This window comes from Pseudomonas sp. R1-18 (assembly GCF_051132095.1).
Lineage (GTDB): Bacteria > Pseudomonadota > Gammaproteobacteria > Pseudomonadales > Pseudomonadaceae > Aquipseudomonas.
Genome location: NZ_CP071658.1, coordinates 2,747,763 through 2,763,570, shown reverse-complemented (window position 1 = coordinate 2,763,570; position 15,808 = coordinate 2,747,763). Strand labels below are relative to the sequence as shown.

The 15,808-nt window shown below is 63.5% G+C and carries 11 protein-coding genes and 2 pseudogenes; 10 read left to right on the top strand and 3 right to left on the bottom strand.

Going from position 1 to position 15,808, the window contains the following annotated elements; all coding sequences use genetic code 11:
• The first annotated feature begins 6 nt into the window (after positions 1–6).
• The 8 genes from J3P77_RS12745 (at position 7) to J3P77_RS12710 (ending at position 9,983) form a co-directional block, all read left to right on the top strand.
• Positions 7–1,545, top strand: coding sequence for a sigma-54 interaction domain-containing protein (locus J3P77_RS12745; RefSeq protein WP_434676989.1), 1,539 nt, complete (start codon positions 7–9; stop codon positions 1,543–1,545).
• Positions 1,546–1,615: 70 nt separating this feature from the next.
• Positions 1,616–1,726, top strand: a complete 111-nt coding sequence (locus tag J3P77_RS12740) for a type VI secretion protein (protein WP_434681999.1) — start codon at positions 1,616–1,618, stop codon at positions 1,724–1,726.
• 17 nt (positions 1,727–1,743) lie between these two features.
• Positions 1,744–2,895: a type VI secretion system-associated FHA domain protein gene (locus J3P77_RS12735; RefSeq protein WP_434676988.1), complete on the top strand. Its 1,152-nt coding sequence runs from the start codon at positions 1,744–1,746 to the stop codon at positions 2,893–2,895.
• Positions 2,896–2,900: 5 nt separating this feature from the next.
• On the top strand, positions 2,901–3,398 hold the full coding sequence (gene tssJ, locus J3P77_RS12730; RefSeq protein WP_434676987.1) for a type VI secretion system lipoprotein TssJ: 498 nt from the start codon (positions 2,901–2,903) through the stop codon (positions 3,396–3,398).
• A gap of 2 nt (positions 3,399–3,400) precedes the next feature.
• Positions 3,401–4,732, top strand: coding sequence for a type VI secretion system baseplate subunit TssK (gene tssK, locus J3P77_RS12725; RefSeq protein WP_434676986.1), 1,332 nt, complete (start codon positions 3,401–3,403; stop codon positions 4,730–4,732).
• A 5-nt stretch (positions 4,733–4,737) separates the two neighbouring features.
• Complete coding sequence (gene icmH, locus J3P77_RS12720) at positions 4,738–5,592, top strand: type IVB secretion system protein IcmH/DotU (protein ID WP_434676985.1); 855 nt, start codon at positions 4,738–4,740, stop codon at positions 5,590–5,592.
• A gap of 12 nt (positions 5,593–5,604) precedes the next feature.
• Entirely contained in the window at positions 5,605–9,117 is a 3,513-nt protein-coding gene (gene tssM / locus J3P77_RS12715) for a type VI secretion system membrane subunit TssM (RefSeq protein ID WP_434676984.1), read from the top strand.
• On the top strand, positions 9,117–9,983 hold the full coding sequence (locus tag J3P77_RS12710) for a serine/threonine-protein kinase (RefSeq protein WP_434676983.1): 867 nt from the start codon (positions 9,117–9,119) through the stop codon (positions 9,981–9,983). Before tssM ends, J3P77_RS12710 begins: the two co-directional genes overlap by 1 nt.
• A 453-nt stretch (positions 9,984–10,436) precedes the next feature.
• Here J3P77_RS12710 and J3P77_RS12705 read toward each other — a convergent pair.
• Positions 10,437–11,123, bottom strand: a pseudogene (locus J3P77_RS12705) (LysR substrate-binding domain-containing protein); the annotation flags it as partial.
• Between J3P77_RS12705 and J3P77_RS12700 the strand changes: the two are divergent.
• Together J3P77_RS12700 and J3P77_RS12695 are read left to right on the top strand one after the other, a co-directional pair.
• Positions 11,118–12,229 (top strand): annotated as a pseudogene (locus tag J3P77_RS12700) (aspartate aminotransferase family protein); the annotation flags it as partial. The pseudogenes J3P77_RS12705 and J3P77_RS12700 overlap by 6 nt on opposite strands.
• Positions 12,230–12,369: 140 nt before the next feature.
• Entirely contained in the window at positions 12,370–12,900 is a 531-nt protein-coding gene (locus J3P77_RS12695; protein ID WP_434681997.1) for a DUF4174 domain-containing protein, read from the top strand.
• A 15-nt stretch (positions 12,901–12,915) separates the two neighbouring features.
• Here J3P77_RS12695 and J3P77_RS12690 read toward each other — a convergent pair whose 3' ends face one another.
• Positions 12,916–13,359, bottom strand: a complete 444-nt coding sequence (locus J3P77_RS12690; RefSeq protein ID WP_434676982.1) for a CBS domain-containing protein — start codon at positions 13,357–13,359, stop codon at positions 12,916–12,918.
• 116 nt (positions 13,360–13,475) lie between these two features.
• Positions 13,476–15,686, bottom strand: coding sequence for a putative bifunctional diguanylate cyclase/phosphodiesterase (locus J3P77_RS12685; protein ID WP_434676981.1), 2,211 nt, complete (start codon positions 15,684–15,686; stop codon positions 13,476–13,478).
• Between the last annotated feature and the right edge of the window lie 122 nt (positions 15,687–15,808).

The window sequence follows — 15,808 nt, the reverse complement described above, 5'->3', positions numbered from 1 at the left end:
CCGCCGATGTTTGCGTTGATTCCCGAACCCCTCGTCTACGCGCAGTGTTTCTGCGCGCAGTACGCCAGGCTCGCACAGGCGTGCGACACCCGGACCGTTGCCGACGAACTGGTCGCTGGCGCCTCACTGCTGAGTGGCTGCGAACTCGTGCAGCTCTATCTTGTGGAAGCACAGCATGGCCGGCTGGTGCTGGCGAGCCAATGCCTCGATGGCGTGCTGCGCCAAAGCCAGTCGGCCGATGTGCAGGCCGACTGCAACGAGGAGAAGCTGCTACGGTTTTGCCTGAGCCGAAATCAGGTGGTGAGCATCGCCGAGATCGCGCAGGGCATCTACGACACCGGCTTTCTGCCGGCAAGCGAGCCGGCGTGGAGTTCGCTGATCTGCGTGCCACTGGCAGACCGCGAAGATCGCGTTCAGGGCTTGCTGCTGTGCGCCACCCAGCGGCCCCAGACGCTGCAAATGTTTGTGGCGTCATTACGCCTGCTCGGCAGTTCAGCAGTTGCGCAAATTGATCTGTTGCACCGCTTGCCGGGTGACACCGCTCCTGCCAACAAGGTCACGGCAAGCGCCGCGTATTGCGCAAAGAACCGTGCGACAGGCTATGGGCTGATCGGCACCAGCGCTGCTGTGCAACAGCTTCGCCGACTGATCGAAAAAGCCCTGCACACCCAGCATACCGTGCTGCTTACCGGCGAGACCGGAACCGGCAAGGAAGTCGTGTCTCGCGCCATCCATGACCACGGCCCGCGTCGGGACAAGCCTTTTGTGGTGCAGAACTGCGCGGCGTTCCCGGACAGTCTGCTGGAGAGCGAGCTGTTCGGCTACCGCAAGGGCGCATTCACCGGCGCGGATCGTGATCGTGCAGGGCTGTTCGAAACGGCGCACGGCGGCACGCTGCTGCTCGACGAAATCGGCGACATGCCATTGCCTTTGCAGGCCAAGCTGCTGCGCGTGCTTCAGGAGGGTGAGATCCGGCCGCTTGGCTCCAGCGTGACGCGCAAGGTCAATGTACGAATCATTGCCGCCACCCACCGAGACCTCAAGGGGCTGATTGCCGACGGTCGGTTCCGGGCGGACCTGTATTACCGATTGGCGCAGTTCCCGGTCGCGTTGCCCGCGCTGCGTCAGCGTGACGGCGATGCAGTCGACCTGGCCCGCCACTTCGCGGCCCAAGCCTGTCAGGTTCTGGAGCGCGAGCCCTTGCGTTGGTCGAACGCGGCGCTGGCACTGCTCGCTGGCCATGATTTCCCCGGCAATGTGCGCGAGCTCAAAGGCATGGTCGAGCGGGCGGTGCTGATGTGCGAAAGCGAGGAACTATGCCCGCAGGATTTCCTGATTTCAGAACACCCGTCCGGACCCGGCGAGCCATTGAAGCTGCGCGAGCAGCTTGATGCGTACGAGCGCGACATTCTTTTGCAGTGCCTGCGCAGTTCGGGCGGTAACCGCAGCCTGACCGCACGCAAGCTGGGGGTTGCGCGCCGCACGCTTCTGTATCGCATGGCCCATCTGCAAATCGACGCTTGCGCTTCAAGGGCCAAAGGATGAACGCCCGGCCCACAGTTTCCCCATCCATTCCGGAGACTCACCCATGACCCTCACTCGCTGGTCGCTTGCCATGCTGCTCATTTTGTCTCTGGTGCTTGGCGGCTGCGGCGGCCCGTTCAAATTCAGCGATGACGACTATCGCCCGCTCGGCGATCCGGCGTCCGTCAACCGTGGCAAGTAAGGCCGGAGAGAGCTGACATGAAACTGGTTTTTGAACTCCTCGATCCACAAGCGCTGCAACGCGGCAATGCCACGCAAGGGGTCTTCGACGAGTGCGGCGGCGTCATTGGCCGTGATCCGGATTGCACCTGGTCCATTGAGGACCGGCATCGGCACATATCGGGTCGGCATGCCGAAGTCAGCTGGCGCGACGGGGCCTACTGGCTGACCGACATCAGCCGCAACGGCACCGGACGCGGGGAAGGGGAGCTGCTGCGCAAAGGCGAGGCGACTCCCATTCGCGACGGCGACGGATTCCGGTTCGGCGGCATCGTGGTCACCGCCCGGCTGACGTCGGTGGCCTTTGTGCAGGATCAGCGGTCCGATGCGGCAAAGCTCGATCCGTTGGCGGTGACAGGCGAGCCGAGCCCCGGCCTGCTAATCGATGAATGGTCGATGTTGCCGGCTGGCACTGACCCGTTGCACCAGATAGCGGACCACACCCCGGCCGATTGCGACCACTTGCTGATGCCCCGCCTGGTTCCCGCTACTGAGGACGAGCCCGGCCCCGACCATTGGCAGGCCGCGACCGGGCTTGCCGACGACTTCTGGCGACAGCTGGGCGAGGCGCTCGGCGTCGACCTGCACGCTCTGGATGACGCGGGTCGCGAGGCGGTCGTGCTCAAGGCTGCAAGCCTGTTGCGCGAATGCATCGCTGGGCTGCAGCGCACGCTGCGCAACCGCGAGGATATGGAAGCGGATATCGGCCGCGCTATCCAATCGCCGCCCGATGTCCGCCGCACAGCGCTGGACTGGAACGTCGAGGCGGGCGCCGCAATTCGTCAGATGCTGCTGGGCGAGCCGGCCGACGATCGTTGCGGATCGGCCATCGGGCCAGCCTTTCGGACGTTTCAAGCGCATGAAGTGGCGTTGGTCGCGGGCGCGCGCGCAACGGCCCGAGCTGCCCTGGAGCATTTTTCGCCCAAGCAGTTGAACTGGGAATTCGAGCGCGACAGCAGCAGACCGGTGATCAGCACCGCAGGCGGCCGATGGCGCGCGTATCTGCGTTTTCACCACGCTCTGAGCCGTGATCCTGACTGGGCCGACGATCTGCTGGCCCGCCATTTTACCCAGGCGTATCGAGACCAGATCCGGCTGATGAACACCCTCCATCTGGAATCCCAAGGATGATCTGCATGTTTTTCCTGAAACGAATCGGCCTGCCGCCCGCGCTGCTGGCGATTTTGCTGGCCGCATTGTTGCTGCTGCCGGGTTGCGCGGCGCTGTCGCCGTATTCGACCCAGACCCGTCTGGAAATGAAGCTGACTGGAAACGATCTGCTCAACCCGGATATCAACGGTCGCCCATCGCCTGTCGTGGTCCGTCTTCTGGAGCTCAAGAACCCCGTGGCATTCGAAACCCGGGATTTCTTCAGCCTTTACGAGCGCGGCGGGGAGGCGCTGGCGCAGGATCTGGTGGCCCGGGAGGAGCTGGAGTTGCGGCCCGGCGATACCATTGATCTAAAGCTGCGCGTCGCACCCGGAAGCCGGTATGTCGGCGTCATGGCGGCGTACAGAAACCTGCCTGATACCCGCTGGCGGTATGTCATTGAACTGGCGCCTGAAGGCCTCACCCGGGCCGAGCTCAGCCTCAGTGACGATGGCATCCACCGTCTCGACGCGGAGGCCTTGTGATCATGAACGCTCACAAGGTTATCTGGCAGGAGGGCATGTTGCTGCGCCCTCAGCACTTCCAGCAGAACGATCGGTACTACGATCAGCAGTTGAAGATTCGCACCCGTCTTGGCGGCGCGTTTCTGTGGGGATTCACCGAGCTGGAGATCGACGCACAGTTTCTTGCCTCCGGGCAGATCGTGCTGAACACGGCGGCGGGCATTCTGCCGGACGGCAGTGTCTTCGATCTGCGCGATCGCAACCAGCCGCTGGTGCTGGATGTGCCGGCAAACACCGGCGACACCGCGGTGTACCTGGCACTGCCGCTGGTAGCCGGCAACTGCATCGAAGCGCGCAGCGCGGAGCAGCCCGAGGTGCTGGCGCGCTATACCGCTTATGCGCAGACCGTTGCCGACAGCAATGCAGGGGAAGCCGGCAGCACGCAGATTCTCTGTGCGCGTCCCGAGTTTCGTCTGCTGCTGGGCGAGCAAAGCGATGAGCAGGCCTACGTGAAGCTCAAGCTCTGCCATGTACAGGCCACCACCTCAGACCAGGCAGTCAATCTATCACCTGCGTTCAGCCCGACGTTCATCACCGCGCGCGGTTCGAGCCACCTCATGTCGTGCCTGAAAGAAGTGATCGGCATGCTGGGCCACCGGGGTGATGCCATTGCCAGACGGATTCGCGCCAACGGCGAGGTGGGCAGCGCCGAAGTGGGCGATTTCCTCATGCTGCAGCTGATCAACCGCACGGAGCTGGTGCTGCAGCATTACCACGATATCAAGGACATCCACCCTGAAGAGCTGTACCGGGCGCTGCTCGGGATGTACGGGGAATTGGCGACTTTCGGTTGCGAAGGCAAGCGCCCGGCGCAGACCGCGCAATACCGCCACAGTGATCAGCATGCCTGCTTCACGTCGCTCATGCAGGCCATCCGGCAGTTGATGTCGATGGTGCTGGAGCAGCATGCCGTGGAGCTCCAGTTGCAGGCCCGTCAGTACGGCATGCTGGTGTCTCCGCGCGTCGACCCGCAGCTGCTCGGCAGCGCGGCCTTCGTACTGGCCGCGTCTGCCAGCTGCGAGCCCGAGGAGCTGCGCCGTCGCCTGCCAGCCCATCTCAAGGTCGGCTCGGTCGAGGGCATCCGCGAGCTGGTCAACCTGCATTTGCCGGGCATTCGCCTCAAGGCACTGTCGGTGGCGCCGCGCCAGATCCCGTACCACGCCAACAAAACCTACTTCGTGCTCGATCTCGATAGCGGCGCAAAAGCCGAGGTGGAGAAGTCCGGCGGCTTCGCCTTCCACGTTTCCGGAGAGTTCGCCGACCTTGAACTGAAATTCTGGGCAATCAGGAGCTGAATCCCATGACGATTTACCAGCCGGGCGAACTCACGGCGCTCGAAATCCGCGATGGCGACCCTAACGGCTCTTTGACCGGCCATCCCAATCCGCCGAGCCTGGAACAACTTGAACAACGCTTGAATCACGCCGCCCGACTGGGGCCGGGGGAGCGTTTCAATATCCATATCAACCCGCTGGTAGCGGCCGCCGCCGAGCTGCTTGCCCAGGTTGTCAGGCTGGCCGAACTCGGCGACCCCGGTGATATTCAGGTGCTGAACAAACGTCTTTGCGATCAGATAACGAGGTTCGAAGCCAGCACCCGGCATTACGGCATACCCAGCGAGCAGATGACGGCGGCGCGCTACGTGCTGTGTACCGTGCTCGATGAGACGGTCCTCAATACGCCCTGGGGCGGTGCCAGCGACTGGCCGCGAATCAGCCTGCTCAGCCGTTATCACAAGGAAACCTTTGGCGGAGAGAAGTTCTTCCAGCTGGTGGAGCGTCTTTCGGTCAACCCCGCCAGGCACCTGCACATGCTTGAACTGATGTACCTGTGCCTTGCGCTGGGGTTCGAAGGCAAATACCGCGTCATCACGCGTGGCGGCGGCGAACTCGATGACATTCGCGACGGCTTGTACAGGCAGATCCGGCAATTGCGCGGGGAGGTGCCCCGTGGGCTTTCGCCGCAATGGCGAGCGCTGGAGCAGCCGCAGCAGAGCGTGATGCGCCTGATTCCCCTCTGGCAACTGGTGTTGTTCACCGCCATCTGCATGGCGGCAATGTATGGAGGGTTTGCCTGGATGCTGGGTGAGCGCCGCGAAGCCGTTCTCCAGCCCTATCAGCAGTTAGCGACGGCCGAGCCGGATCGTCGGTCGTGACAGAGATCTGAAATGAAAAACTTCTTTGATAAATGCATGGCCCTGTTGCGCCAGGCCCGGGTCTGGACGCTATTGCTGGTCCTGTTGCTAACGTTGGCAATCTGGCTGATCGGCCCGCTGCTGGGGTTCGCCGAGTACAGAATCTGGGAAAGCCCGACGGCCCGGCTGACGACCATCAGCCTGCTGTTTCTTGGCTGGGGCATCGTGCTGGTGTTCAGCAGGCCGCGCCCGGGGGTGGTGCCGGATGGTCAGGCCGACGAGGACCGCTTGCGCCTGAATGCGTTGCTCGCCGACGAGCGCAAGGACCTGATCAGCCGCTTCCGGGATGCCAGACGTGTGCTGACGCAATCGAGTCTGTATGCCGGGCACCGCGGCCGGGCGAGCGAGCAGTTGCCGTGGTACTTGTTGATCGGACCGCAGGGCAGCGGCAAGACCAGCCTGCTGGACTTTTCCGGTCTGGATTTTCCGTTGAACAAGGTCGAGCGCAAACTGACTCGCGACACCGCTGGCAGCCGCAACTGCGACTGGTACTTCAGTAATCAGGCAGTGCTGCTGGACACCGCCGGGCGCTATTTCAGCCAGACGCAGCCGCAGGTCGATGCCGGCGGCTGGATGGCGCTCCTCAAACTGCTTCGCCAACGGCGCAGGGCGCGGCCCCTCAATGGCGTGTTGGTGACCCTACCGGTCGAGGTGCTGCTCGGTACTGATGAGCTGCAGGTCGAAGCGCTCGCCGCGACGGTGCGCAGGCGGCTGCAGGAAGTGCACCGGCATTTGCAGATCGACGTGCCTGTCTATCTGGTGTTGAGCAAAGCCGATGCGGTGCCCGGCTTCGATGAATTTTTCGATCAGTTGTCCCGGGAGGAGACCGAGCAGGTGTTGGGGACCACCTTCGCGGCGGGCCAGAACGGCAGCGATGTCGGTCTGCTCAAGCAGGCGTTCGATGCCCTGTTGGCACGGCTCAATAGCCAGGTGCTGGGCAGGCTGCATCACGAACTCGGAACCCGGCGTCGCGGTTTGATTCTCGAATTTCCTCAACAGTTGGGAGGCATCGGGCACAACCTCTGCCTGTTCGTGGAGCTGGCCTTCGCCGGCAACCGTTATCAACGCGCTACCCAGCTGCGCGGCTATTACCTGACCCGCGCCGCGCACCTGAGCCCGGCGCCCGAAGCAGACGCAGCCATCGGCGATGCGCCGGCCGGCGGCAGCAGCCGGTTGCCCTTGCTGCAGCCGGGGCGGGCACGTTTCATTCATGACCTGCTTGGCGGGGTTATCTTTCCCGAGTCCGAGCTGGCGACGCTCGACAAGGATGCGCAGCGGCGTCTGCGTTGGGGCCAACGGGCCTGCTACGCCGCGGCCGCTGTCATTCTGGCGTTGTGCGGCACGTTATGGGCCAGCGGTTTCTCCGGCAATCACGAACGCCTCGAACGTATCCGCGGCCTGGCGGCGCAGCTGATTCAGCAACGATCAGCTCTGGAGCCCGGCGAGGATCTGCTGGCGATGCTTGCGCCTCTGAACACCGCGTTCGAAGCGACCCGGGTGTTCCATGCCGACGACCGTTGGCTGGACGCCCACAATGGTCTGTACCAGGGCGAAGCGACCAATGCGGTTTTGAACCAGGTCTACGCAGCCGAGCTGCAGCGCCAGCTGTTGCCACGGCTGGCGCGGCAACTCGAAGCACAGATCAAGGCAAGCCTCGCTGACCGCGAACAGCTGCTGGCCAGTCTGCGCGCCTATCTGATGTTGAACCTGACCGGGCACCGGGATCGCGCCTGGCTGCAGGAATGGATCGGCACTGACTGGGCGCTGCGTTTTGCGGGGCAAGAACAGGTGCAGGGCGAGTTGAATGGTCATTTGCAGCGCTTGCTCGACCAGCCGTTCGTGCAGCCGGTCGATGAAGCATTGGTGGCGCAAGCGAGACAGGTCCTGCGTGGAGAGTCGCTGGCAAATGTGGTGTATCGGATGTTGCGCGATCAGGCGCGCAGCAGCCCCGACTACCGTCTCGCTCAGCACTTGGCGAGCGGTCAGGGCACGTTGTTCAGCGGCACCGACTACATCATTCCGGGCTTCTACACCCGCCAGGGCTACCAACAGTTTCTCGTAGCGCGAGGATCAGGCGCGGTCACCGATATTCTGCGCGACAACTGGGTGCTGGGGGAAAGCGGCAGTCTCAGTCCGCTCGCGCTGCGCGGTCTGCTGGTCGAACTGGAGCAGTTGTACTTTCGCGACTATGCCAATCACTGGAGCGAAGCGCTTGGCCAGGTCGCGCTGCAACCGTTCGAGAACGCGCGTCAGGGCGCGGCGCAGATGGCGGCGCTCACGGCGGCGAATTCCGGCTTGCTGCAGCTCTTGGTGGAAGTGCGTGAGCACACCCGGTTCACGCTGCCGGCACCCAGCCCGGAGGCCAACACGGACGCCCCGGCTCAGGCCGCAACGGCGAACGCCGGGGTCGGCAAACTCGCCTCGGCTGCGGCGGCGCAGGCCACCCAGGCGCTGGCGGCCGCAGTGCCGGATACAGCGAGGAGGGCCCTGCAACGCCGGTTCGAGCCATTGCATCGGTTACTTGACGAAGACAACGGGCCGGCCGCGGACCTGATTCCGGTCCTCCAGGCGCTCAATGACGTTCAGCAGCAGATAGCCGCCCTGGGCCGCTCCGGCCAGCCGGAACTCGCCGCGTTCGAAATGGCCCGATCGCGCATGAGCGGCCAGCGTGATGCCTACAGCCAGCTGCGCAGCAGCGCGGGGCGTCTGCCGCAGCCGGTCAGCGGCTGGTTCAACACGCTGGCCGAGGACAGCTGGGCTTTCGTGCTGCAGGAAACCTACCGGCACCTGAACCAGCGCTATCAGGACGAGGTGTACGGATTCTACGGTCAGGCGCTGGACAAGCGTTATCCGTTCCATGCGCACAGCAGCAGTGACGTGGCGCTCAATGATTTTCGCGAGTTCTTCAAGGCCCAGGGTATTGCCGATCGCTTTTTCGACACCTACATCAAGCCGTTCGTGACGGGCGAACCGGGCCGCTACCGTCTGCGATCGGTCGATGGGTTCGGCCTGCCGATGAGTCATGCCTGGCTCGAACAGATGTCGACTGTCCATGTAGTGCGTAAAAGCTTTTTTGCCCACGGCCCGGACGAGCCACAGGTGCAGTTCAAACTTGAACCCTACACCCTGGACCCGGCGGTCAGCCGCGCGGAGTTTCGCCTCGGCGATCAGGTGATCGAATACCGTCACGGACCGGTGCTGGCGACGCCGTTCAAATGGCCGAGCGAGGTCGACGACGGGCGGGCGGCGCTGGTTCTGGACAGGATCGAGGGGCGTCCCGTCGGCATCGAAAAACAGACCGGCCCGTGGTCGCTGTTCCGTCTTCTGGATTTGATGGACACCGAATACCTTCAGGGTCGAGACGTGCTGGTGCTCAAGGCTGAAGTCGGCGGTCTTCGCGCCAACTATCTGCTGACGAGCCAGCGCTCGCCCAATCCGTTCGACATGGCGGTGCTGCGCCGCTTCCGGCTGCCGGCGCAACTGTGATGAGCATCGGCCAGGTGTTGAAAGAACGCTTCCGTCTTGAGCGGCTGCTCGGTGTCGGCGGGGTAAGCCGGGTTTACCAGGCTTGCGACCTGCTGAGCGAGCAGCTCGGTGAGCCGGATCCCTACGTCGCGATCAAGGTGCTCAACGACGAGTATGCGGGCCTGCCGGATGCCAGCCTGTTGCTCTATGGCGAGTTCGCACTGACCCGGCATGTTCACCATCCGAACGTGGTGCATGTTTACCAGTTCGACGTCGATCTCGCGGCCGGGCGCGCATTCTTCACCCTGGAGCTGATGCGCGGCCTGACACTCAGTCAACTGCAGCGTGAGCGGCCCGAGGGTTTGCCCTGGCCGGAATTGCGGGATATCGCCATCGCGCTGCTGGATGCCCTGGCCCATTCCCATGGCAGCGGCGTCCTGCATGGCGACCTGAAGCCTTGCAACGTGATGCTGACCGAACGAGGACTGAGACTGTTCGATTTCGGCCTGGGCAGAGCCGAGCAAGCGCCGCTGGACGGCTTACCGCAACTGGACCGTAACCGATGCAAGGCCTGGACGGCGGCCTATGCGGCACCGGAGTTGCTGGAAGGCGGCGTGCTGACGCCGGCCGCTGACGTGTTCGCTGTGGCGTGCGTCATCCATGAACTTGCCTGCGGCACTCATCCGTATATGCGCCTGGACGCTTTGCGTGCCCGTGCGGAACGACTGGACCGCAGCCTGCGTGTGCCTCGCCATCTACCCGCGGCGTGCCGCTCTGCATTGCGTCGTGCTCTGTCGCTCGACGCCCACGAGCGGCTGGTGAGTGTTCGGGAGCTGTGCAAGGCATTTCAGGACGCACCGTACCGTGCGGATCGGCGCTGGCTGTGATTGGGAGATGGCCGGGCGGCGCTCCGCTGCTGGCGATTTGGCTCGTAGCGGCAGCCATATAGCCGACCGCGGTTCTTCTGGCACCCCGCGTGCTTTGGTTTTGCTGCCGGTCCCCGGCAGATCGCGGGCAAGCGGAGCGCCGCCCGGCCAGCTCCTGCGCCCTTCGGGCAGAAGCATGATCGTGTTTGTTCATGAGCGCAGACTGGATCGCATTAGGCTTTTGATTCTGCCCGGAGGGCGTGGGAGCTAGCTTGCTAGCGATCTGGCGCATAGCGGCAGCCCTATAGCCGATCGCGGTCCTTCAGGCACTCCGCGTGCTGTGATTTTGCTGCCGGTTCCCGGCAGATCGCGGGCAAGCGGAGCGCCGCCGGGCCAGCTCCTGCGCCCTTTGTGCAGAAGCATGATCGTGTTTCTTCAGGAGCGCCGCGCTCGGATGATGTCGAGCAGCATGGCTCACTGTCCTCGACCCCACTGTTCCATCGCAAAGTCCACGAAACGGCGTAGCTTGGGCAGGCGAAAACGGTCCTGCACATAAAGCAGATGCATCGGGCGACACGGCAGACGGTAGTCGGGCAGCAGCGCGACCAGTCGGCCTTCGCGCAGATCCCGCTGGACCAGCGCATCGGGCAGCATCACGATGCCGCCGCCGGCCAGCGCCGCCTGACGCAGCCCGGACGAGGTGTTCATGACGATGGGACCGCTGACGTCCACCGTCAGTTCGCCTTCCGGGCCGGTCAGTGTCCAATGCTTTTCCAGCGAGCTCCAGTCATCGCCGGCCGGGTAGGCGAACGCCAGGCAATGGTGGCTGCTCAGATCCTCGGGCCGTTGCGGCGCCCCCCGGCGTGCCAGGTAGTCGGGCGAAGCGCAGATCGTCAGGGTGTAATCCACCAGCGGCCTTGCGATGATGCGCCCGGAGTCCGGCACAACGCCTAGCCGGATGGCCACGTCGAAACCGTTGTCGATCAGGTTGAGTCGTTGATTGCTCAACAGCACGTCCAGTTTCACGTTCGGGAAACGCTGAGAAAATTCGCACAGAACTGCCGACAGCACCTCGGAACCGAACGTCAGCGGCGCGGTGATCCGCAGTGTTCCCGCCGGGTCGTCCTGAGCTTGCTCCGCCAGTTGCTCTGACTCCGCGAGTATCTGGATGCCGTGGCCGGTGTCGCGGTGACCAATGTCGGGCACAGCCATCCGGCGCTCGTCGCGGCGCTGCGCGAGCAGGCGGGGCTGCTGTTGCACACCTCAAACCTGTACGGCATTGACTGGCAGCAACGGTTGGCGCGCGAGCTGGCGAGGCTGTCCGGAATGGATCGCGCGTTTTTCAGCAACTCCGGGGCGGAGGCCAACGAAACTGCGCTCAAACTGGCTCGCCTGCACGGCTGGCACAAGGGCATCGAACGGCCGTTGGTGGTGGTGATGGACAACGCCTTTCATGGTCGTACTCTGGGCACGTTATCGGCCAGCAATGGTCCGGCTGTGCGCCTGGGATTCGGCGCGCTGCCCGGTGACTATGTCAAAGCGGCTTTTGGCGATCTGGCTGAACTGGACCGTGTCTGTCAGGGCACGGCCCGCGAATCGCCGCGATTCTGGTCGAGCCGGTGCAAGGTGAAAGTGGCGTGCATCCGGCGCCAGCCGGTTACCTCAAAGCCCTGCGCGAGCGCTGCACCAGGCGCAACTGGCTGCTGATGCTTGATGAGATTCAGACCGGAATTGGCCGTACCGGCCAGTGGTTCGCTTTTCAGCACGAAGGCATCGTGCCGGACGTCGTCACCCTTGCCAAAGGGCTGGGCAATGGCGTGCCGATTGGTGCCTGTCTGGCGCGGGGCAGGGCAGCGGGTCTGTTAACGCCGGGCAGCCATGGCAGCACGTTCGGCGGCAATCCGCTGGCCTGTCGCGCCGGGTGCACGGTGATCGAGATCATCGAGCGTGAAAGCCTGATCGACAACGCTCGTCGCCGCGGCGAGCAACTGCTGAATCTGCTGATCGAACTGCTGGGCCAGCATCCGCGGGTCAAGGCGATACGCGGCCGCGGACTGATGATCGGCGTCGAACTGCATCAGCCGGTGCCGGACCTTGCGCTGCGTGCCGCGCTGGACCATCGGCTGCTGATCAACGTGACGCGCGGCACGACGATTCGCCTGCTTCCGCCGCTGACCCTCAGCGCTGCCGAGGTAGAGATGATTGCTCGCGGCGTGCTCGATACCCTGGATGGCGTATCCGCCGAGCCAGCCGAGCGCTGCGCGTAAGCTGAATCCAGTGGGAGGGCGAGCGTTCCTGGGCTATACCGTGAGGGCACAGATGCGGTAGAACGGCACTGGACATCCAGAGTCTCTATGCATACGTCCACCCACGGATTCAACAGGAGCCTTCTATGTACATCCGGTCACTGCTCACCCGGTCACTGGCGCTGGCCACCTTGCTTGTCGCTGCCGGCCCGACATATGCGGCCGACGGCGATGCACCGCTGGCCCAGGAGCGCGGCAAGACCCGCCCGCTGATCATCATTGCGCCCAGTTCAGTCGATCCCGCGCTGGTGAACCTCAAGAAAGCCCTCCAGGAACCGGCCAATCGCGAGGCGTTCGCGCAGCGCAACATGGTTCTCTACACGGTGGTCAACACCATCGGCGAGCGTAACGGCAAGACCATGGACGCGCAGGCCACCATGGCCCTGATTCGCGAGCTCAAGCTTGGCGCGGGCGTGCAGACCAAGGTCATCCTGGTCGGCAAGGATGGCGAGAAGAAGATCGAAAAATCCGGCGAGGTCGATCCCAAGGAGATCTTCGCGACCATCGACCAGATGCCGATGCGCGAGCAGGAAGCCACCGCGCCCGCGCCGGCCCCCGAGCCTGCTGCGCCCACGGACAAACCCGTCAAGCCGGCCAAGGGTGCGGCGCCGGGCAAGGCGCTGGATGACTGAAGGGTAACGTCGCGGTCAGACGTCGCCGCGAATGTATTGTTCGAGCTGCTGGATCAGGCTGGCCTGCTCGGCGATGGCCTCCTTGACCAGGTCACCGATCGACAGCAAGCCCAGCAACTGGCCGTTTTCCAGTACCGGAAGGTGGCGCAGGCGGTTGTTGGTCATGATGCCCATGCAGGCGTCGATGCTCTGCTGTGAATCGACGGTGATCACTTTGCTGCTCATGATGGTGCTGACCGGTGTGCCCACCGAGGAGCGACCTTTGAGAATCATCTTGCGCGCATAGTCGCGCTCGCTGACGACACCGACCAGTTGCCCGTCGTCGACCACGGGCAGGGCGCCGATGTTCTTGTCCGCCATCAGTCGCAGTGCATCGAGCACCATCTGGCCCGAGCCAATGGTGTGGACTTGCTGATGCTGTTCGGCCTTGAGTTTCAGCAGCTGGGCAACGGTTTTCATGGCGCTCTCCGGGGTCAGTGACCTTGTGAGTGTAGGCCCCGGTCGGGGCTGCTACAGCATCGTGGAGCAGGGCCGTCCGGGCAAGCGCCAATGCGGCGGCCATTTGGCGAAAAACGTCACGCCAGAACCGGCGCGGGTTCGGCGGCCATGGCCTCGACGAACGCTGCCAGCGGCATCGGCCGGTTGAGGAAATAGCCCTGCGCCTGATCGCAGTTGAAGCGACCCAGGCAATCGAGCTGCTGCGCCGTCTCGACGCCTTCGGCGGTGATGGTCAGCGACAGCGAGCGGGCCAGGTTGATGATCGCCTGCACGATGGACTGGCTCTGGGGATTATGGTCAATCTCGCTGATGAAGCTGCGGTCGATCTTCAACGCGTCGAACGGGAAGGTCTTCAGATAGCTCAGCGATGAATAGCCGGTGCCAAAGTCGTCCATCGACAGGCGCACGCCCAATGATTTCAACGCCCGCATGACCCGCAGGCCGGCTTCGGCATCATCGATCATTACCCGCTCGGTGACCTCCAGCTCCAGCCGGTGGCTGGGCAGGCCTGTGGTGTTCAACACCGCTCTCACCCGATCCACCAGGCCTGGCGTGCGGAACTCGGTGGCCGAGATGTTCACCGAGACGACCATTTCGTCGTCCCACAGCACCGCGTCGCTGCAGGCGCGGTGCATGACCCAGTCGCTGAGTGCGACGATGGAGCCGTTTTCTTCGGCCAGGCCGATGAACCGGTCGGGCATGCACAGGCCGCGAGTCGGATGCTCCCACCGTATCAGCGCTTCAGCGCCAGCGATGCGGCCACTGGAGATGTCGTAGCGCGGCTGATAGTGCAGCTTGAACTGGTCACCTTCGATAGCGGCACGCAGGTCGTTTTCCAGTTCGCGTCGCTCGATGACCCGCGTCGTCATGGACTGCTGATAGATACGCCAGGTATTGCGGCCGTCCTTTTTGGCCTCGTACAGCGCCAGGTCGGAATATTTCAACAGGTCACCGGCCTCGCAGGTATGCGCCGGGCAGATGGCGATACCTATGCTCAGCCCGATGAACATGTCCTGGCCGTTCACGCTGAAAGGCTGGCTGATCCGTTCGATCAGCCGTCTGCTCAACTGTTCGGCGTCGGGCACGCCCGCCAGGCTGGTGGCGACCAGAATGAACTCGTCGCCACCCTGGCGTGCCAGTAGATCGCGTCTATCCAGGCAGGCGGACAGCCTTGACGCGACCTCTCGCAGAACATTGTCGCCGCCGCTGTGGCCGAATACGTCGTTGACCGACTTGAAGTTATCCAGGTCGAGATTGAACATCACCACCGGCGAGTCGAGGGTAGGCGAGCGTTCAAGCTGTGCGAGCAGGAACGCCTGCATGTGAATGCGGTTCGGCAGGCCGGTAAGCGTATCGTGCCTGGAGAGATGCAGCAGCGCGGCCTGACCCGCGCTGATGGCCTCGAACTGCGAGTCCAGCAGGTGCGCGTTGCGCAGGCTTTTTCTGAACACAAAAAAGGTGCCGACCGCCAATGCTGCGAGGAACACCAGCAGTACCGGGAGCAACCCATTAATAAGCTTGGCGCCCGGTTGCTCCGGGTTCCAGCGCAGGACCAGTTCCGGAGCCCTGAGTGCCGGCGATGCGGCAGCGTCCGTGGCGTCGATGGGAGTACGCAGCTCGGCGATGTCGTAATCGTTGCCAAGCTGAGCGAGTTTGTTGGGCGTCAGGCGGTAGGCAAGCACCAGCACCGACTGGGGGCCGTCGGTTGTTTCCACGTCGGGGCTATCGCTGGGTGTCAACGCGGCGGCGGCAAGAAACACCGGATACTCGCCCATCGGTTGCACTTGGGTAAAGGCTTGTTCGTCTTCGGCGCCGTCGCGGGCATTTTCGATGAGTTTGCGAGGAAAGGCGCCGAGCCACGTCTCGATCTGCCGCTCGGCCAGTTCCCCGCCGATGACCGCGTAGGTCGTGCGGTTTTCGCCATTGACAACGAACATGCCTTCGAAATGGAAGTCGTTGAACAGCGACGCGCCAAGGTTGCCGCGCACGAACGCCCAGTCGCTGTCTGTCGTGATATGCAGATGCTGATAGGCGTCACCCCAGAACGCGTTGTCCCTGACCGTCCGGATCAGATCCTTCTGGTGGGAATCCCAGACCTGCTCAACCATGTGCTGGCTATGCCGGAGTTCATGTTGGTTGAGCTGCGAGGCGACAAACAGCAGCGAGCCGATCATGGTCACCGAGATGACGATCAGCAGGCCCACCACGGCAACCAGCGTGCGCCTGGCGAAAAAGATGTGGCTGGAGCCTGTCCCGTGGCTCGGCTCGGGCATCGTCGGCGACTTCATGACTGCCATTTCCAGAATCGATAGCTAATAAAAAGGGCGCCAGGGGCAACACTGACGCACCGGGCAACAGGTAGCGGGTGAATTTCGGCGGCCAATCAATGGGTTACGTGAACCTGCGGCAG

Excerpts from the sequence above, each read along its gene's own strand:
- J3P77_RS12710 (WP_434676983.1), top strand. The coding sequence starts at position 9,117 with ATGAGCATCGGCCAGGTGTTGAAAGAACGCTTCCGTCTTGAGCGGCTG.
- J3P77_RS12735 (WP_434676988.1), top strand. The coding sequence starts at position 1,744 with ATGAAACTGGTTTTTGAACTCCTCGATCCACAAGCGCTGCAACGCGGC.
- tssK (WP_434676986.1), top strand. The coding sequence starts at position 3,401 with ATGAACGCTCACAAGGTTATCTGGCAGGAGGGCATGTTGCTGCGCCCT.
- J3P77_RS12745 (WP_434676989.1), top strand. The coding sequence starts at position 7 with ATGTTTGCGTTGATTCCCGAACCCCTCGTCTACGCGCAGTGTTTCTGC.
- J3P77_RS12740 (WP_434681999.1), top strand. The coding sequence starts at position 1,616 with ATGCTGCTCATTTTGTCTCTGGTGCTTGGCGGCTGCGGCGGCCCGTTC.
- tssJ (WP_434676987.1), top strand. The coding sequence starts at position 2,901 with ATGTTTTTCCTGAAACGAATCGGCCTGCCGCCCGCGCTGCTGGCGATT.
- icmH (WP_434676985.1), top strand. The coding sequence starts at position 4,738 with ATGACGATTTACCAGCCGGGCGAACTCACGGCGCTCGAAATCCGCGAT.
- tssM (WP_434676984.1), top strand. The coding sequence starts at position 5,605 with ATGAAAAACTTCTTTGATAAATGCATGGCCCTGTTGCGCCAGGCCCGG.
- J3P77_RS12690 (WP_434676982.1), bottom strand. The coding sequence starts at position 13,359 with ATGAAAACCGTTGCCCAGCTGCTGAAACTCAAGGCCGAACAGCATCAG.
- J3P77_RS12685 (WP_434676981.1), bottom strand. The coding sequence starts at position 15,686 with ATGAAGTCGCCGACGATGCCCGAGCCGAGCCACGGGACAGGCTCCAGC.